The sequence below is a fragment of the Streptomyces lichenis genome (genome assembly GCF_023218175.1).
In the GTDB taxonomy this organism is placed as follows: domain Bacteria; phylum Actinomycetota; class Actinomycetes; order Streptomycetales; family Streptomycetaceae; genus Streptomyces; species Streptomyces lichenis.
Window position 1 is genome coordinate 111,485 of the sequence record NZ_JALPTH010000003.1, and the last position, 18,063, is coordinate 129,547.

An 18,063-nucleotide genomic window follows, 5' to 3' on the forward strand; every position below is an offset into this window, starting at 1 on the left:
ATGGCGCGGAGTGGCCTTGGGTAGCCGCGCGCCCATGGCTCGAACAGTTCGATCAGCCCTACGGGCGCCGTTGCGGCGGCGCGCTCTTCTGCTCTCCACCGCCGGTGCGTTGGGTGCCGTCGCGGCCACCGCCGGGTGCAGCCGGGTGGCGTCCGGGGACACCCTCGACCGGCTCAGATCCCAGGGCACCGTCCGCCTCGGCATCGCGGGCGAGGTGCCCTACGGATATGTGGACGAGCAGGGCGAGTTCACCGGCGAGGCGCCGGAACTGGCCAAGATCGTGTTCCGCCGGCTCGGTATCGCGGACGTACAGCCGGTCGCCACCGACTTCGCCTCCCTGATCCCCGGCCTCAACTCCCAGCAGTTCGACGTCGTCTCGGCCGGGATGTACATCACCAAGGAGCGGTGCGCGCAGGTCGTGTTCAGCGACCCCGAGTACCAGATGCTCGACGCGTTCGTGGTGCGCAAGGGCAATCCCAGGAGGCTGCGGTCCTACGAGGACGTGGTGCGCGCCGGGGCGAGGTTCGCCACCGGCACCGGCTACGCCCAGATCGGCTACGCCGTGGCGGCCGGGTACCCCGAGAAGGACATCGTCATTCTCCAGGACCAGGTGGCCGGGTTGAACGCGGTGGAGTCCGGCCGGGTCGACGTCTTCGCGGGCACCGCGCTGACCGCCCGCGAGGTGGTGCGCAAGAGCTCCCGGGCCGAGGCGACCGAGGCCTTCGCGGCGGTCGTGGACGGGGAGAAGCGGGTGGACGCGGGCGGCTTCGCCTTCCGGCCCACCGACTCCGCGCTGCGGGACGCCTTCAACACCGAGCTGCGGAAGATGCGGAAGAGCGGCGAACTCTTCCGTGTGATGAAGCGGTTCGGGTTCACCAGGGACGAGATGACGACGCTCACCGCCGAGGAGCTGTGCCGATGACCGCCGGACTCTGGGAGACCTGGGTGCTGCCCGGCATCTGGATCACCGTGCAACTGCTCGTCTACAGCGCGGCGCTGGCCGCCGTGGTGGCCTTCGGTGTCGGGCTGGCCCGCACCCACCGCTCCCGGCTGGTGCGCTTCCTGGCCACCGCGTACACCGAGGTCTTCCGCGGCACCTCCGCGCTGATCCTGATGTTCTGGCTGTTCTTCGTGGTGCCGCCGCTGCTGGGCTGGCAGCTGGTGCCGATGTGGGCGGCGGTGCTCGCGCTCGGACTGTCCTACGGGGCGTACGGGGCGGAGATCGTCCGCGGGGCGGTGGGCGCCGTGGCACCGGCCCAGCGCGAGGCGGGGGTCGCGCTGAGCTTCACACCCTGGCAGCGGACCCGGCTGATCGTGCTGCCGCAGGCGGTGCCGGAGATGATCCCGCCGTTCTGCAACCTGCTGGTCGAGCTGCTGAAGGGCACCGCGCTGGTGTCGCTGCTCGGGGTGGGCGATGTGTCGTTCGCGGCCTATCTGGTGCGGCTGGCGACCCAGGAGAGCGCCCAGATCTACACGATCATCCTGGTGGTCTACTTCCTGATCTCGCTGGTGATCACCCGTTCCATGAAGGCGCTGGAACGCCGGACCAAGGCCAATCTGGGGGTGGTGGCCAAGTGAACTGGGACTGGTCCGCGGTGGTGGACTTCCTGCCGCGCCTGTGGGACGGGCTGCTGGTCACCCTCCAGGTTCTGGTGCTCGGCTCGCTGATCTCCTTCACCCTGGGGCTGGTGTGGGCGGCCGGGTTCCGCGCGCCGAGCCGGCTGGTGCGCTGGCCGGTGCAGGCGGTCACCGAGTTCATCCGCACCACCCCGCTGCTGGTGCAGTTGTTCTTCCTGTTCTTCGTGCTGCCGGAGTGGGGTGTGCAGTTCTCCGCCTTCACCACTGGCACGATCGCCATCGGGCTGCACTACTCCACGTACACCGCGCAGGTGTACCGGGCCGGGATCGACGCCGTACCGGCCGGGCAGTGGGAGGCGGCGACCGCGCTGAGCCTGCCCGCGCACCGCACCTGGTTCGCGGTGATCCTGCCGCAGGCGCTGCGCCGGATCGTGCCCGCGCTGGGCAACTACGTGATCGCCATGCTCAAGGACACCCCGCTGCTCGCCGCGATCAGCGTGCTGGAGCTGCTCCAGCAGTCGCGGCTGGAGAGCGCGGCCACCTTCCAGTACACCGAGCCGCTGACGGTGGTCGGTGTCGCCTTCATCCTCATCGCCTATCCGGCATCCCTGCTGGTACGAACCCTGGAGCGCCGCCTTGCCCGCTGAGACGCCCATCGACACGCGCCCCTCCGGTCCCGCGCCGCGCGGGTCGGGCGCCGAGGAGATCATCCGCTTCGACCATGTCACCAAGAGTTTCGGTGACAACACCGTCCTGGACGACCTCTGCTTTTCGGTGGAATCCGGAAAGCACGTCACCCTGATCGGCCCGTCCGGTTCCGGGAAGACCACCATTCTGCGGTTGCTGATGACGCTGGAGAAACCGGATTCCGGACTCATCCGGGTCAACGGCGGACAGCTCTTCCCGGCCGACGAGAAGCAGCGGCGGGAGGTGCGCAAGAGAATCGGCATGGTGTTCCAGCAGTTCAACCTGTTCCCTAATATGACGGTGCTGCGGAACATCACCGAGGCGCCGGTGCGGGTGCTCGGGCTGGACAAGGACGAGGCCGAGCAGCGCGCCCGCGAACTGCTGGAGCTGGTGGGGCTGTCGGACAAGACCGGCGCCAAGCCCTCGCAGCTGTCCGGCGGTCAGCAGCAGCGGGTGGCGATCGCCCGGGCGCTGGCCATGCGGCCGCGGGTGCTGCTGCTGGACGAGGTGACCTCCGCGCTCGATCCGGAGCTGGTCGCCGGGGTGCTCGACCTGCTCCGGGACATCGCCCGGTCCACCGACATCACGATGCTCTGCGTCACCCACGAGATGAACTTCGCCCGGGACATCTCCGACGAGGTGTTCATGTTCGACGGGGGCAAGGTCATCGAGTCCGGGCCGCCGGAGCGGATCTTCACCGACCCGGTCCAGGAGCGGACCCGGGACTTCCTCGGCGCGGTGCGCTGAAACCCGGCCGATCGCCGCCGGTGCCACCGGGGCCCCGGGTCCCCGGGTCCGCCGGCACCGGCGGGCGCGCCGGGGGGACACCGGGGCGGTCGGCGGCGGCGCGCTGACCATGGATTTCGGCCGACAGTAATGCCATGGGCATATGCCACCGCGTTCCGTCCCAGCGTATGCCCGTGAGGCAGGGCACTTTCTTGCCAACGGGGGCCCATGGAACGGGCCTTGGCGGTTATCGTGGTAGGCAAGCATGCGGTCACAACCTGAGGTGGGGGAACCGTGGCGCTGAAGCCCGAGCCGACCGCGCCGTTCCATTCGGTGCAGTACGCCCTGCGCGTCCTCGAAACGATCTCCCGCCACGGCGGCGGGGTCAGCGACGCGCAGATCGCCCGTGAGACCGGGTTGCCCACGGCGCACCTCAGCTCCCTGCTGCTGATGCTGCGGCGGGAGGGATACGTCGAGCAGATAGGCGACGGCGCGTACGTGGTGGGGGACTCGCTCGTCCTGCTGGGCTCCGGTGTCACCCGGCCCGAGGCGCTCCAGGCCAAGCTCCAGGACACCCTGACCGAGCTGCGGGACTCGGTGGGCGCCGCCGTCTACATCAGCCGCTACATCGACGGCGAGGTCAAGATCACGCAGATGGCCGACGGCCCGCACGCGCCCAAGGTGAACGAGTGGGTCGACTTCCGCTCCGCCGCCCATGCCAGCGCCGTCGGCAAGTGCCTGCTCACCCAGCTCGACCGGGACGGCCGCCGGGACCACCTCGCCCGCCACAAGATCGCCCGGCTCACCTCGCGGACGATCACCAACGAGAACGTGCTCTTCTCCAAGCTGGACAGCCAGCCCGCGACGGTCCCGGTGCTCGACCTCCAGGAGTACGCGGTGGGCACCGTCTGCGCGGCCGTGCCGCTGACCGCCGGCGCCGCGGTGGGCTGCCTGGCGCTCTCCATGCCGATCGAGCACGCGCACCGGCTGCGCACGGCCGCCGACACCCTGAACCGAAGAGCCGCCCCGGTGGTGCTCTCGCTCGCCATCTGAAGACGCCGGACGCGATGTACCGTGCCGGTCGCGACGTAATGCGCCGGCCGCGAGGTACCGCGCCGGTCGCCTGGCCGAGAATTCCGGCGGCGGCGGGTGATTCCCGTGCCGGTGGACCCTGTGCCAAGGCATGACGAAAAGGCTCCCCGCTTTCGCGAGGAGCCTTTTCCGTCGGTGCGCCGCCAGGGACTCGAACCCCGGACCCGCTGATTAAGAGTCAGCTGCTCTAACCAACTGAGCTAGCGGCGCCTGCTGACAGAGTTAATAGTACCCGGTCCTCCGGGGTGCTCACGACCACCAGCGGGTTACTCCAGTCGCGGAGGCAGGCGAGGACGGCGAGCCGGGCGGCCGGTCGGGCCCGGTCGTTCCGCCCGGCGGTGGGCGGAACGACCCGGCGTCGGGCTGCCGTCAGAACTGGACGTCCGAGCAGGCGTAGAAGGCGTTCGCCGTGTCGGCGACCGTCCAGACGGCCAGCACCAGGTGCTTGCCGCTCTTGCCGCTGGGGATGGTCCCCTGGTGCGACAGCGTGGCCGGCGGCTGCTGGCTGTTGTACGGAACGGTGAGGAACGGCTGCGGGTCGAGCGCGGCCCTGGTCAGCGGCTTGGTGCGGTCCCAGCCGTTCTTGGTGATGTAGTACTTGAAGTCGGTGGTGCGGTGGCGGGCGGTGAACTGCCAGCGGAAGGTGTAGCTCTGGCCGCCGCTGACCTGGGTGGCCGGCCAGTTGCCGCCGCGCGGGTCGTCCAGCTGGGCGAACGGGCCGTTGCCGCCCGAGCAGATCTTGCCGTCGGCGGGGCCGGCGCCCGGGAAGCCCTTGAGCCCCTCGACCGACTGGGGCTCCCACTGGATGTTGCCGCAGCCGGTCACCGTGCCGTTGGCACAGAGCTTCTGACGGCTGATCGGGGAGTCGGTGTACCCGTGGCTGCTGGCGCTGCCGGTGGCCATCAGGGAGGCCCCGGCCACACCGAGGGCGACCAGGGCGGTGCCTATCTTCTGTCGCATGCTGTCGCTCCAGACGAAACGTGGGGGAGGTTCCGGGAGTTCCGAAGGGCTCGGGAACTCAGGGAGTGCGATGAACCGTGCTGCACGCGTGCGGAGGTACGGCCGGACCGGTGGGGATAACGGCGCCGTCGCGCCGTTGCGGTCTAGACCAAGTCCCAATGTATGGATGCCGATTCAACATGTCCATACCAATCACGGGCCTTCCGGCAGACCACCGCGACCGGTGTAGAAGGCCACCGTCAGGTCCTTGACCAGCGCCTTGCGGTCGTAGTCGTCCAGCTCGACCAGACCACGCGTGGTCAGCCGGTGGACCATGTCGTCCACGGCGTCCACCACGGAGGTGAGCACGGTGTCCCGGTGCCGGGCGTCGATCGAGGCGATTCTGGCCCGCTGCATCGCGGCCGCGATCTCCGGCGCGTACTCGATGCGGGTCGGCTGCGCCGAGAAGACGTCGATGCCGACCGGGGCGCACTCGGCGAGCAGCAGGCGGGTCAGCGCCTCCCCCACCAGCTCCGCGTCCCGGAGGGTCGGCGCGTCCTCGTGGAAGGCGTCGGCCGGGAGCTGGGACAGCACCCGGGCCATCGCCGCCTCCACCTGCTCGCGCAGATAGCGCTCGTGGTCGGCGACGCCCAGCGCGGCGCGTACGGTGTCGCGGACCCGCCACACCACCAGCACCACGACCCGTAGCGCGGTGCCGTTGGCGTCCATCGCGGGCAGCGGCTCGCTGCGCCAGTGCCGCAGCCGTACGTCTACCCGGCGGCGCAGCAGCAGTGGGCTCACCCACATCAGCCCGGTCCGCCGCACCGTGCCGCGGTAGTCGCCGAACAGGGTGAGCACCCAGGCGTGGCCGACCCGGCCGCGGGCCAGCCCGCCGAACGCGAACAGCACCACCAGCACGCCCAGCGCCAGCACGGCCCAGACGGCGAGCGGAATGCCGTGGAAGGGGTACGGGGCGAGGCCCAGCATCCGGGCCAGCTCGTCCGGGATCGCGCCGACCCGCCAGAGCACGGCAGCGCAGCCGGTGGCGGCGACCACACCGACCGAGGCGCCCGCCCAGCCGGGGAGCACCGGGCCGGGCCGCTCGGCCAGCCCCCGGTCGGCGGTCGGCGCGGGACGGCGCGGCGCGCCCTTGGCCGGGGGCTTGGCGGTCGCCGAGGCCCGGGCGGGGGCGCCGGCCGCGGGCCGCCGGGTGGCGCCCGCCGGGTCGGTGGGACGGTGACCGGCCCGGGTTCCCCGGGTGCTCCGGGCCGCCCGGGCGGTGAGGGCGGCGAAGGGGCCGCCGGCGGGGCGGACGGGTGCCCCCACCCGTACCGCGCCCTCGGTCCGGCGGGCCGGACCCGAGGCCTCGGCGACGCCCGCCCCCTCCGGACCCTCGTCCGGCTCGTCGTCGCGGAACAGCAGGTGCACGGGGATGGGGCCGGTGGTGTCCCCCCCGATCACCGGCACCCGACGCGGGGCGAGCGCGGGACGGGACAGGGGCCCGGTGGTGGGGGTGGGCACGTTGCCCGCGGTCGGCGCGGTCGAGGCAGCGGTCGACCTGGCCGGCTCGATCGTGACGGAGCCCGTCGTGGTCGGCGCGGGCGAGGGGGACGCCGTCGTGGTCGGCGCGGTCACGGCTGACCCGGTCGCGGCGGTCCCGGCCGCGTTCGGCCTGTTCGTGTCCGGCCCGGTCGCGGTCGCGCCGCTCGTAGCCGAACCGGCCGCCGGGGGTTCCACCTGAGGGTTCAGCCCGGCCCGTACCGGCCCTTGGTCGGTGGCGGGCGGCCCGTCCAGCCCCGTCCGTACAGGCCGACCGGCGTCGGGGGTCGCCCCGGGCGGCACCGCGAGCGCCGTCGGCAGGGCGGGGGCGGCCTTCGCCCCGTCGGGGGCAGGGCCATCGGCCGTCGCCCCGTCGCGCGTGGGGCCATCGGCCGTCACCTCGTCGGACGCCGGGGCTCTGGTTGCGCTGGCGGACACCGGAGCCTCGGCAGTCGCGGCGCCGGGTGCCGGGACCTCCGCCGTCGTGGCACTGGGCGCCGGGATTTCGGCTGTCGCGGTGCCGAGCCGCGTCGCCCCGCCCGATTCTGGGGCCGCGGTGGTCGTGACGCCAGATGCCGTCGCCTCGCCGGACGCCGGAATCCCGGCCGTCGCTACCCCGAGCGCCGGGCCCCCGGCCGTAGCGGCAGCCTCAGGCGCCGGGACCCCCGCCATCGCCTTGCTGGACGCGGGGCCCCCGGCAGTCTCGGTGCCGGACGCCGGAACCCCGGCCATCTCGGCCCCAGGCGCCGAAGCCCCAGCCATCGCGGCCCCAGGCGCCGAAGTACCGGCAGTCGCAGCACCGCGCTCCGAGCCCCCGGCCGCCGTAGCGCCGCGCGCCGGAGCCTCCGTCGCCGTGGCACCGGGCGCCGGAACCCCAACCGTTCCGGACCGGGCGCCCCGGTCGGCTCCGCGCGCCGGAGCCCCCGTCGTCACGGTGCCGCCGGGTGCCTCGTCGGTCGCTCTGTCGCCTGCCGACGTGGTCCCGCTGGTCGCCGCGGGGGGTGTCCCGCCCCGCACCACAGCCGTGGCCGCAGCTGGCGGCGACGTGGGCGCGGGCCCGGCCGGCGGAGGCACCGAGACACCCGCCCCGCCGTCCGGCCCCTGGGCCACCCTCCGAGGCGCCGCCCTACCGCCCTCCCCGCCCGTCGGCACCGTGGCAGGGGACCCGGCCGCCCGACCAGCCACGACCCGGCCGGCGGCCGTCTCACCACCGGCGCCCCTCCCAACAGCCACCGGCACACCCGCCCCACCATCCGGAACCACGCCCCCCGCCCAGGAGGCCTCACCAGCCGTCCGACGGGCGGGTGTCTCACCACCGGCGCCCGCCCCCCGATCCGGCCCCCGACGATCCACCACCCGGGGCGCCGCGCTTCGGCTCTGGCCGGGGGTTTCCTCAGCGGCCATCGGCCGGTCGGAGGTCTTGCCCGCGGCGAGCGGCCCCATGGCCGTTGCTCCCTCGGCTCGCGTGGATTCCTCGGCTCCCGCCGTCCCCCCGGGTGTCGTCTCCTCGCACGCCGTGGTGCCGTGCATCGGCCGATCGCTCTCCGACATCGCCGTACTCAACCCGGCTCCTCCTCCTCTTTCTGGATGTCTGCTTCTGGGCTTCCGAACAGGCCTGGGGCGGGTCAGGCGAACAGGCGGCGCCAGGTCTCCGGGCCCGGGTAGCCGTTCGCGGCGGCGCCGCGCCAGCCCTGGGCGCGCTGGAAGGCCTCGACGTTGCGGCGGTCGGCCTCGGTCCAGCGGGGGCCCGGGCCGGATCGGTAGTGGCGGCCGAAACCGCGCTTGACCAGCTGGCGGCCCAGCTTCTCGACGTGGGCGTTGGACTGGCCGGGGCGGAAGTGGGCGCGGCCCGGGAAGGGGGACGCGGAGGCGCCGGGGGTGCCGGTGGCGGCGATGTCGCGGCCCTTGCCGGTGACCAGCAGCCGCCAGGTGTGCGGGCCGGGCAGTCCGTCGGCCTCCTGGCCCTTCCAGCCCTGGGCGCGCTGGAAGGCCCGGGTGGCCTGGCGGTCCGCGTCGCTCCAGCGGGGGCCGGGCCCGGAGCGGTAGTAGCGCTTGCCGCCGCGCTCGGTCAGCAGCCGCCCCAGCCGGGTGACATGCGCGTTGTTCGCGCCGGGGCCGAAGGCGGCCGCCCCGGGCCAGCGGGCCGAGACGCCCGGGCTGCCGCCCGTGGTGGTGGTCAGGCCCTTGTAGCGGTAGGCGACATAGGCGGCGGAGTTGTTCCAGTACGCCATGGGCGTCGCCTGCTTGCGGGTCTGCGGCCTGGCCTGCTCGTACGCGGTGTACGTGGTGCGCTCCGCGTCCACCCAGCCGCCGAAGATGGTGGCGTGGGAGCCCGCGTTGGGGTCGGCCGCGTTGTGGAAGAGCAGGATGTCGCCCGGCTGGAGCTCCGAGCGCTCGATGCGGGTGCCGAACGCCGCCAGGCTTCCGGTCCATTCGTTCCCGGCCAGGTTCCAGGCCATGGAGACGTACCCGGAGCAGTCCTGACGGTAGCCGTCGCTCCAGAACTTCTCCATGGAGTACGGGACCTTGGCGACCACCCAGCGCTCGGCTCGCTCCATGATCTGGGCCCGGGTGGTGGGGCGCAGCACGGGGTCGACCAGGGGGCGGCCGTGCAGGGGGCCGGCGTTGCCCTGGGGGGCGGACCCGTCGGGGTCGTCGGGGTCGTGGAGGAGGCGGTGGGCTGGAGCGGTGGCGGTGGACGGGAGGTGTACGCCGGCGGGTGCGGCGGGGGGCGCGGCGAGCGCGGTCGGGGCGCCGCCGGCGCCCAGGGCCACACCGGCGGCGGTGACCAGGACCACCGCGCCGCGGGCGCAGGGCGCGGCCGGGTGGCCGCCCTCCCGCCGGCCGGGGGCGAGCGCGCGTTCGCGCCGGCGGCGGGCGCAGCCGGGGCAGGGGCAGTCGGCGGCGGGTTCGTACTCCTCGAAGACCGGTGCGGCCATGTGGTTTCCCTCCAGGGTCTTCCGGTGCTGCGGACGTCAGCGGACGGCGGGCGGCGGGGTCTCAGCCGGTGTGACCGCACACACAACCGATCTGACATAAGGCATTTTGACGTCCTAAATGGGATAAAAGGGGAGCCGACAGGCCGGGAGCACTTCGGGAGTCGGGTAGAGTTACGCAGGTCAGCAGGCGCCGCTAGCTCAGTTGGTTAGAGCAGCTGACTCTTAATCAGCGGGTCCGGGGTTCGAGTCCCTGGCGGCGCACGCATCGCAGCGAGGCCCCTCACCATCGGTGAGGGGCCTCGCTCGCGCCGCCGGTGTGCACCTCAGCACATCCGAGCGGCCCGCGGGGCGGTTTCGGCTATGCGGACCGATCAGCTCCGCGGCGGCCCCTATCCTGTTCCCCATGCCTTCGAGGGGCGACCGTCATCGCTGGTGGCGGTGGTCCTCGGGGGCGGCCCGGCGGCGGACGGGATGCGGAGGGGAGACGGACACACGCGCGGGAGCACCCCGGGCGGCGGCCGTGCTCCCACCGTGATCTGTCTCATACAACCGGGCAGCCGCCTTTCCTGTCTCACAGGACTGGGGGGAAGGTGGCCCCGCCACCGGGGCACCGGACGCGACCCACGCGGACGCGCGCCTCGGACCGTACGACTCGACCGATCACGCACCACGCGGCAGCACGCGTGCGGGGGGATGACATGACCTCGACGCCGTCCGGCGCCCGGCGGGACCTCGACCCGTCCCAGACCACCCAGCTCCGAATACCCCCGCAGCTGAGGTCGGGGCGGCGCCCGCGCCCGGCCGACAAGCCGCTGCCGCGCTACGACTACGAGCACTACAGCCGGCTCGCCGGCCCGCTCACCCAGCCGCCGCCCGGCAAGCCGTACACCGTGCAGTACCGCTCGCTGATATCCCAGGAGCCGCACCGCATCCGGGCCGCGCTGCTGCTGGGGGCCGCGCCGCTGGTGTCGCTGGGCCTGTTCGCCTGGCTGATGCAGCCCCAGCACTGGACCGAGCGCGACCCGAACCTCGACAACGACCTGCTGCTGATCCTCGACATCGTGATGCTGGTGTCGATCGGTCTGATCGAGCTGTTCCGCACCCTGAACGTGCTCTCCAACGCGCACGCCACCCTGGTCGCCCGCGACCCGGTGCCCGTGGTCCCCGAGTCCGGCACCAGGGTCGCCTTCCTCACCTCCTTCGTCCCGGGCAAGGAGCCCCTGGAGATGGTGACGAAGACACTGGAGGCGGCCGTGCGGATCCGCCACCGGGGCCTCATGCACGTCTGGCTGCTGGACGAGGGCGACGACCCCGAGGTCAAGAAGGTGTGCGAGCGCCTGGGCGTCCGCCACTTCTCCCGCAAGGGCGTGGCCAAGTGGAACCAGCCCAAGGGCGCCCACCGGGCCAAGACCAAGCACGGCAACTACAACGCCTGGCTGGAGGCGCACGGCGGCGACTACGACTTCTTCGCCTCCGTGGACACCGACCACGTCCCGCTGCCGAACTACCTGGAGCGGATGCTCGGCTACTTCCGCGACCCGGACGTCGGCTTCGTCATCGGCCCGCAGGTGTACGGCAACTACGACACCTTCGTCACCAAGGCGGCCGAGTCCCAGCAGTTCCTGTTCCACGCGCTGATCCAGCGGGCCGGCAACCGCTACGGGGCGCCGATGTTCGTCGGCACCTCCAACGCGGTGCGGATCTCCGCGCTGAAGCAGATCGGCGGGCTGTACGACTCGATCACCGAGGACATGGCGACCGGGTTCGAGATGCACCGGCACCGCAACCCGGGCACCGGCAACAAGTGGCGCTCGGTCTACACCCCGGACGTGCTGGCCGTCGGCGAGGGCCCGACCGCCTGGACCGACTTCTTCACCCAGCAGCTGCGCTGGTCGCGGGGCACCTACGAGACGATCCTCACGCAGTACTGGAAGGGCTGGGGCTCACTGCCGCCCGGCAAGCTCTTCAACTACACGATGATGATCATCTTCTACCCGATGTCGGCGCTGAACTGGATCCTGGCCGCGCTCAGCTGCGCCCTCTTCCTGGGCATGGGCGCCTCCGGTGTGCAGATCGACCCGCTGATCTGGATGATGCTGTACGGCAACGCCTCCGCCCTCCAGATCGGCCTGTACATCTGGAACCGCCGGCACAACGTCTCCCCGCACGAGCCGGAGGGCTCCGGCGGACTGGCCGGCATGGTGATGTCGGCGCTCTCCGCGCCGATCTACGCCCGCTCGCTGATGGACGCGGTGCTGCGCCGCAAGTCCAGCTTCGTGGTGACCCCGAAGGGCGACTCGTCCAGCCCGGACACCCTCTTCGGCACCTTCCGCATCCACCTCTTCTTCATCCTGGTCTTCGGCGGCTCGCTGGTCTCCTCGTTCTTCCTCGGCCATGACCACCCGGCGATGATCACCTGGGCCACGCTGGCGCTGCTGATCACCGCGGCGCCGATCTTCGCCTGGCGCTACTCGATGCGCGAGGCGGCGCGGGAGGCGAGGCGGGGGGAGCGGCGCGGTGGCCACCGGGCCAAGGGCCGGCACGGCGCGGGGCAGCCGGCCGCGACCGCCCCGCTGCCGGCGGCGGCGCCCGCCCCGGCCCGTACCGCCGAAGAGCAGCCGGCGGCTGACGCCGCCGCCGAGGCCGCGGCGAACACCGGGCCGAGCTGGGCCGAGCAGAACGACACCATGCAGATCGCCCTTGGGGGACAGCAGAAATGAGCGCCCAGCCCGCACGGCCGCGGCCGAACCACCGCCGCAACCGCGCCCGCCGCATCCTGATCGGCACGGCGGTGGTCGCGGTGGTCGCCGGGTTCAACGGGCCTGCCCTGTACCGGTACGGCTCGGAGAAGTACCACGACTACACGATCAACAAGCCCGAGTACAAGGCCGCCAACGGCCACTGGGACTTCCTCGACGTACCGGCCGAGTTCCGGATCAACGCCATCCACGCGGCGCTGCTGCACACCGGCAAGGTGCTGCTGATCGCGGGCTCCGGCAACAACCAGAAGAACTTCGACGCGCAGAAGTTCGAGTCGGTGCTGTGGGACCCGAAGACCAACGCGTTCAAGAAGATCCCCACGCCCAAGGACATGTTCTGCGCCGGGCACACCCAGCTGCCCGACGGCAAGCTGCTGGTGGCCGGCGGGACCAAGCGGTACGAGAAGCTCCAGGGCGATGTCACCAAGGCCGGCGGCCTGATGATCGTGCACAACGAGAACCCGGACAAGCCGATGACGCTGCCGGCCGGCACCCGCTTCACCGGCAAGGCCAACGGCAAGACCTTCGTCTCCAAGGACCCGGTGGTGGTGGAGCGCGCCGAGAAGGTCCACGACAAGGCCACCGGTGCCTTCCTGCGCACCGAGCCGGGCCTGGGCCGGATCTATGTGGAGGCCGAGGAGTCCGGCAAGGAGTTCGAGACCGGCACCGAGGACAACTACAAGGTGGCGGGGCTCAAGGGCGCCGACGCCCGCAACGTCTACGGCATGGCACAGAAGCTCGCCCTGGACAAGAAGGACTTCCAGGGCATCAGGGACGCCTTCGAGTTCGACCCGGTGGCCGAGAAGTACATCAAGGTCGACCCGATGAACGAGGCCCGCTGGTACCCCACGCTCACCACGCTCAAGGACGGCAAGGTCCTCTCCCTCTCCGGCCTCGACGAGATCGGGCAGATCGTCCCCGGCAAGGACGAGATCTACGACCCGAAGACGAAGAAGTGGGAGTACACCGGGTTCGAGCGGCGCTTCCCCACCTACCCGGCGATCTTCCTGCTGGACGACGGCAAGCTGTTCTACTCCGGCTCCAACGCCGGTTACGGCCCCGCCGACGTGGGCCGCGACCCGGGTGTGTGGGACCTGGAGACCAACACGTTCGACAAGATCCCCGGGCTGAGCGACGCCGACCGGATGGAGACCTCCGCCACGGTGATGCTGCCGCCCGCCCAGGACCAGAAGTTCATGGTGATCGGCGGCGGCGGGGTCGGCGAGTCCACCGACTCCAGCGAGAAGTCCCGGCTGGTCGACCTCAACGCGCCCAAGCCCCGCTTCAAGGACGGCGCCGCGCTGGACAAGGGCACCCGCTACCCCAGCGCCTCACTGCTCCCGGACGACAGCCTGCTGGTCACCGGCGGCTCCGAGGACTACCGGGGCCGCAGCGGCTCCAACGTCCTGGAGGCGCGGACCTACGATCCCCGGACCGGCGCGTACACCCGGGTCGCCGACCCGCAGGTGGGCCGGAACTACCACTCCGGCTCGGTGCTGCTGCCCGACGGCCGGGTGATGATCTTCGGCTCCGACTCGCTCTACTCCGACGCGGCCAACACCCGGCCCGGCGTCTTCGAGCAGCGCATCGAGATCTACACCCCGCCCTACCGCTACCGGGACGACCGCCCGCAGGTCACCGGCGGCCCGAAGACGATCAAACGCGGCGGCAGCGGGACCTTCACCGTCCCCGGCGCCGCCAAGGTCAGGACGGCCAAGCTGATGCGGCCCAGCGCCGTCACCCATGTCACCGACGTGGACCAGCGCTCGATCGCGCTGGACATGGAGAAGACGGCCGACGGGATCAAGGTGACCGTGCCGAAGAACCGCGCCCTGGTGCCCTCCGGCTGGTACATGCTCTTCGTCACCGACGACAAGGGCACCCCGAGCGAGGCGGTCTGGGTCGAGGTGCCCTGAGGCCGAGGTGCCTGGGGCCGGGCCCGGCCCGCGCGGGGCTGGGCCCGGCCGTGAAAGGTGCGGGTCAGGCCGAGTTGCGGGCCAGCTCCAGGGCGTAGTCCGGGTACCACTCGCCCGCGCGCGGGCCGCCCTTGCAGTCACCGTCGGACTCGCCGGGGCGCTTGATCCACAGATACGCGTCGACCTTCGGGTCGGCCGTCTCGGTGGTGGGCGTCTCGCCGAGGGCCCGGCCGGGCGGGTTGCACCAGCTCTGCGCCGGGTCGCCCTCGGTGTAGGGGCCGTTGCCGTTGCGGCTGGTGTCGATGACGAACGGCTTCCCGCCGACCTTCTCCGAGACCTTCTTGCCGTACTCGGTGCTGGCGGCCGTGGTCTGGAAGTTGGAGACGTTCACCGCGAAGCCGTCGGCCTCCCCGACCCCGGCCCACTGGAGCGGTTCGAAGATCTGGTCCGGCTTGCCCCAGCCGGCGTTCCCCGCGTCCAGGTAGACCCGGGTGCCGGGCAGCTGCTTGAGCCGCTTGACGGCGCCCTTCAGCAGGTCGTACCGCTCCTCGTGGTACTGCTCCTGGGTGCAGCCGTCCACCATGTGCATCACCGCGTCCGGCTCCACCACCACGGTGGCCCGGCGGTCGCCGATACCGGCGGCCACCTTGTCCAGCCAGGCCCGGTAGGAGTCGCCGTCGGCGGCGCCGCCCGCGGAGTGCTGGCCGCAGTCGCGGTGCGGGATGTTGTAGAGGACCAGCACCGCGTCCCGGTCGGCCTTGGCGGCCGCCTCGGTGTAGCCGCGGGCGTCCTCCTCGGGCGTCTCCACGCCGATCCACTCGCCGACCGGCTGGGCGGCGATCCGGCGCACCAGCTCGGCGTTGTCCTTCTCGCCCTTGCGCTGGTAGTTCTCCAGCGCGGCGGCGGCCTTGCTCTTCGGGTTCACCCAGAACGGGTCGGCGCCCTTGGGCTGCTGCCCCACACCGGGCGCCGCCTCGGGCCCCTCGGGTGCCGGAGCGTCCGGGGACGAGCACCCGGCCAGCAGCAGCAGTGCCGCCGCCCCGGCCGCGGCCGCCCCGGCGCGGGCACGCCCGGTGAAACTGCCGTACATCGACTCCCCCTTGGGTGTGCCTTCGGCGGGCCCGCCCCCCAGGCGTCCCGCCCCGGTCAAGGCCGGTCCGGCCAATCCTGACACACCCGTACCAGCGGCGCCGGAGGCGGCCACCGGCGCGGACACCCGATCAGACACCGGCGGGGTCACTCGGGACGGGAGCGGGTCTCGCGGCGGCGGCGCGAGGTGCGCAGCGCGACCGCGACCGCGGCGACCCCGGCGAGCACCAGCCCGATCACCGTGTGCGGGGTGCCCGGGCCCTGCTCGTCGGCGGCCCCCAGGTCGATCGGCGCCTGGGCGGCGGACAGGCTCAGCGGCTCGTCGGTGGAGACCGGGGCGGCCGTACCGTTCGGGCCGCCACCCCGGGCGTGGGAGACCGGGGGCTGGTGGGCCACCTGGACCCTACCGGCGTCGTGGTGGGTGCGGCCGCCGCAGACCACGTCCATCGGGTGGCCGCCCGCGCGGGCGTGCGAGGCGACGGTGGTCGACCCGTAGAGCGGGCGGCCCGCCCCGTCGCGCCCGGACAGTTCGGCGACCGAGAAGAACGCCGGGGAGCGGACCTCGCCGCGCCCTCCCGGGCAGCCGAGCACCTCGACCTCCAGACCCGCGCCCGGGACGGCGGTGGCCGGGGCGACGAAGGCCCGCACCGGGACCCGGTCGGCACCGTCCCCGGCGTGGGCGGCCCCGGCCGCCGGGGAGAGCACCAGGGCGCCCGCCGCACCCGCCACGGCAAGCGGCGCACGGAGAGCAAACAGAGCTGAACGCATCGTGAACCTCCTGGAAGGAAGGTTCACCCCGTTCGGCCCTTCTCGCATCCCGAGGAGCGCCCGGCGGACCGGCTCCGCGCCAGGCTCAGACGCGTTCGACCAGGTCGGCGATGGAGTCCACGACCGTGGAGGGCCGGAACGGGTAGCGCTCCACGTCCGCCGGAGTGGTGGAGCCGGTGAGCACCAGGAAGGTCTCCATCCCGGCCTCCAGACCGGCGAGGACGTCGGTGTCCATCCGGTCGCCGATCATGGCGCTGGTCTCGGAGTGCGCGCCGATGGCGTTCAGCCCGGTGCGCATCATCAGCGGGTTCGGCTTGCCCGCGAAGTACGGCTCGCGGCCGGTGGCCTTGGTGATCAGCGCGGCCACCGAGCCGGTGGCGGGCAGCGGGCCCTCGGTGGAGGGGCCGGTGTTGTCCGGGTTGGTGCAGATGAACCGGGCGCCGGCGTTGATCAGCCGGATCGCCTTGGTCAGCGCCTCGAAGCTGTAGGTGCGGGTCTCGCCGAGCACCACGTAGTCCGGGTCGTGGTCGGTGAGCACGTAGCCGATGTCGTGCAGGGCCGTGGTCAGCCCGGCCTCGCCGATGACGTACGCGGTGCCGCCGGGGCGCTGGTCGTCCAGGAACTGCGCGGTGGCCAGCGCCGAGGTCCAGATGTTGCCGACCGGCACGTCCAGGCCCATCCGGGCGAGCCGGGCGTGCAGGTCGCGGGCGGTGTAGATGGAGTTGTTGGTCAGCACCAGGAAGGGCCGCTCCTTCTCCCGCAGCCTCTTCAGGAAGGAGTCGGCGCCGGGGATGGGCACGCCCTCGTGGATGAGGACGCCGTCCATGTCGGTCAGCCAGGACTCGATCGGCTTGCGCTCTGCCATGGTGCGGGACTCCTGCCGTACTGGATCATCCCGGTGAGGGATGCTGCTGTCTGCTGGGGACGCCGCGACAGCGCTGTGGCGACGCCCCCAGCCTAGTCAGCCACTCGGCGGGCCAGGGGAAAGAGCCGGGGGCGGCCCGGGGGCCGGTTCCGAGGCCCCGTTCCGAGCCAGGGAAGGGATCAGCCCGGGCCGGGGCAGGACTCCGCCCGGGCCGGAGGAGGGCTCGGCTACGGGGGTGGGGCTCCCCGGTGGGGACGGCTCGGCTACGGGGGTGGGGCTCCCCGGTCGGGCGCGGCTCAGCTGCGGCGGTGGCGGAGGCGGGCGGCGAGGGCGACCATTCCGGCGCCGAGGGTGAAGGCGCCGGCGGCGGCGCCCGCCAGGATCAGCACGTCGCGGCCGGTACGGGGCAGCTCCTCGGCCCGCTCACCGGTCCGGCCGCCGTCGTGGAGCGTGAACCGGTAGTCGGGGGACGTGCCGACCCAGTCCCCGTCGTCACCGCGGCGCTGCACGATCGCCGCGTTGACCGTGACGGCGTCGGGCCCGGCGTCGGAGGTGAAGGCGAGCCGGACGGGCACGGTGACCGTCCGGCCGGGCGGGACCGTGTAGCCGGGGAAGCCGTCGGCGCTGTCGTCCAGGACGCCGACCAGCTCATGCCGGTCGGTGGTCTCCACGGTCGCCGGGTAGTGCCGTCCGCCGCCGTCCTCCTCGTAGAACTCCAGCTGGACCTGGGCCGGGCGCAGGGTGCGGGAGCGGTCGGTGAAGACGATGACCGGGTGGATGTTGCCGCAGGCCTGGGCGGTGGTGTTGGTCAGCTCCACGCTCCAGCGGTGGAAGCCGCCGCCGGGCTGGTACGCGGCCGGGCCGCCGAGGACGCGGGTGCGGATCGGGAAGTCCCGGGCGGCCGGGTCGCCGCAGGTGGGCTGCCGGCCGGGCAGCGCCGCCTCGAACGCACCGCGGTCCGGCCCGGGCCCCCGGTCGGGCTCCACCCGCGCGGAGTGTGCCCCGGGCCCGGTCCGGCCGGTCTCGCCGAGGCCGGCGGCCTGCCCCGGTGCGGCGGCGGCACCGGCCGCGCCGAGGGCGAGCACGGCGGCGGTGACTCCGACGGCGGGAGCGGTACGCAGTCGCATGGCGGACCTCCGCGGGGACCTGGCCCGCCGGGACGGCAC

Annotated in this window: 14 protein-coding genes, 2 tRNA genes and 1 pseudogene; 9 read left to right on the forward strand and 8 right to left on the reverse strand. The window is 72.7% G+C overall.

The window, feature by feature from the left end:
• Positions 1-34: 34 nt before the first annotated feature.
• The 5 genes from ehuB to M1O15_RS04125 all read left to right on the forward strand — a co-directional run bounded on the left by ehuB (position 35) and on the right by M1O15_RS04125 (position 4,044).
• Complete coding sequence (gene ehuB, locus M1O15_RS04105) at positions 35-922, forward strand: ectoine/hydroxyectoine ABC transporter substrate-binding protein EhuB (RefSeq protein WP_248631786.1); 888 nt, start codon at positions 35-37, stop codon at positions 920-922.
• Entirely contained in the window at positions 919-1,578 is a 660-nt protein-coding gene (gene ehuC / locus M1O15_RS04110; protein WP_248631787.1) for an ectoine/hydroxyectoine ABC transporter permease subunit EhuC, read from the forward strand. Before ehuB ends, ehuC begins: the two co-directional genes overlap by 4 nt.
• Positions 1,575-2,225, forward strand: a complete 651-nt coding sequence (ehuD, locus tag M1O15_RS04115) for an ectoine/hydroxyectoine ABC transporter permease subunit EhuD (RefSeq protein WP_248631788.1) — start codon at positions 1,575-1,577, stop codon at positions 2,223-2,225. Before ehuC ends, ehuD begins: the two co-directional genes overlap by 4 nt.
• A 7-nt stretch (positions 2,226-2,232) precedes the next feature.
• On the forward strand, positions 2,233-3,012 hold the full coding sequence (gene ehuA, locus M1O15_RS04120; protein ID WP_248631990.1) for an ectoine/hydroxyectoine ABC transporter ATP-binding protein EhuA: 780 nt from the start codon (positions 2,233-2,235) through the stop codon (positions 3,010-3,012).
• 273 nt (positions 3,013-3,285) lie between these two features.
• The gene (locus M1O15_RS04125) at positions 3,286-4,044 is read left to right on the forward strand and encodes an IclR family transcriptional regulator (protein WP_248631789.1); all 759 of its coding nucleotides are present in this window, start codon (positions 3,286-3,288) and stop codon (positions 4,042-4,044) included.
• Positions 4,045-4,219: 175 nt separating this feature from the next.
• Here the strand turns inward: M1O15_RS04125 and M1O15_RS04130 are convergent.
• The 3 genes and pseudogenes from M1O15_RS04130 to M1O15_RS04140 all read right to left on the reverse strand — a co-directional run.
• Positions 4,220-4,293: transfer RNA gene (locus M1O15_RS04130), tRNA-Lys, on the reverse strand.
• Positions 4,294-4,452: 159 nt separating this feature from the next.
• Positions 4,453-5,043, reverse strand: coding sequence for a lytic polysaccharide monooxygenase auxiliary activity family 9 protein (locus tag M1O15_RS04135; RefSeq protein ID WP_248631790.1), 591 nt, complete (start codon positions 5,041-5,043; stop codon positions 4,453-4,455).
• A gap of 192 nt (positions 5,044-5,235) precedes the next feature.
• A pseudogene (locus M1O15_RS04140) lies at positions 5,236-6,624 on the reverse strand (SPFH domain-containing protein); the annotation flags it as partial.
• Between M1O15_RS04140 and M1O15_RS31330 the strand changes: the two are divergent.
• Complete coding sequence (locus tag M1O15_RS31330; protein ID WP_282576266.1) at positions 6,536-6,763, forward strand: hypothetical protein; 228 nt, start codon at positions 6,536-6,538, stop codon at positions 6,761-6,763. The pseudogene M1O15_RS04140 and the gene M1O15_RS31330 sit on opposite strands and share 89 nt — an antisense overlap.
• Before the next feature lie 1,423 nt (positions 6,764-8,186).
• Here the strand turns inward: M1O15_RS31330 and M1O15_RS04145 are convergent.
• Positions 8,187-9,500 carry a peptidoglycan-binding protein gene (locus M1O15_RS04145; RefSeq protein ID WP_248631791.1) on the reverse strand — a complete coding sequence of 438 codons (1,314 nt, stop codon included), beginning with the start codon at positions 9,498-9,500 and terminating at the stop codon, positions 8,187-8,189.
• A 187-nt stretch (positions 9,501-9,687) separates the two neighbouring features.
• Here M1O15_RS04145 and M1O15_RS04150 point away from each other — a divergent pair.
• The 3 genes from M1O15_RS04150 (at position 9,688) to glxA (ending at position 14,175) form a co-directional block, all read left to right on the forward strand.
• Positions 9,688-9,761, forward strand: a tRNA-Lys gene (locus M1O15_RS04150).
• A 437-nt stretch (positions 9,762-10,198) separates the two neighbouring features.
• A complete protein-coding gene (locus M1O15_RS04155; RefSeq protein ID WP_248631792.1) occupies positions 10,199-12,220 on the forward strand; it encodes a glycosyltransferase family 2 protein in 2,022 nt (673 codons plus the stop codon).
• Positions 12,217-14,175: a radical copper oxidase GlxA gene (gene glxA, locus M1O15_RS04160; RefSeq protein WP_248631793.1), complete on the forward strand. Its 1,959-nt coding sequence runs from the start codon at positions 12,217-12,219 to the stop codon at positions 14,173-14,175. Before M1O15_RS04155 ends, glxA begins: the two co-directional genes overlap by 4 nt.
• A 64-nt stretch (positions 14,176-14,239) precedes the next feature.
• Here glxA and M1O15_RS04165 read toward each other — a convergent pair whose 3' ends face one another.
• From M1O15_RS04165 to M1O15_RS04180, 4 genes are all read right to left on the reverse strand, one after another.
• Positions 14,240-15,265 carry a glycoside hydrolase family 6 protein gene (locus tag M1O15_RS04165; RefSeq protein WP_248631794.1) on the reverse strand — a complete coding sequence of 342 codons (1,026 nt, stop codon included), beginning with the start codon at positions 15,263-15,265 and terminating at the stop codon, positions 14,240-14,242.
• A 146-nt stretch (positions 15,266-15,411) separates the two neighbouring features.
• Positions 15,412-16,032, reverse strand: a complete 621-nt coding sequence (locus M1O15_RS04170) for a hypothetical protein (RefSeq protein WP_248631795.1) — start codon at positions 16,030-16,032, stop codon at positions 15,412-15,414.
• Between the two features lie 85 nt (positions 16,033-16,117).
• Positions 16,118-16,897 (reverse strand): HAD-IIA family hydrolase, encoded by a 780-nt coding sequence (locus M1O15_RS04175; protein WP_248631796.1) that lies wholly within the window; start codon positions 16,895-16,897, stop codon positions 16,118-16,120.
• 296 nt (positions 16,898-17,193) lie between these two features.
• The gene (locus M1O15_RS04180; protein ID WP_248631797.1) at positions 17,194-18,024 is read right to left on the reverse strand and encodes a hypothetical protein; all 831 of its coding nucleotides are present in this window, start codon (positions 18,022-18,024) and stop codon (positions 17,194-17,196) included.
• Between the last annotated feature and the right edge of the window lie 39 nt (positions 18,025-18,063).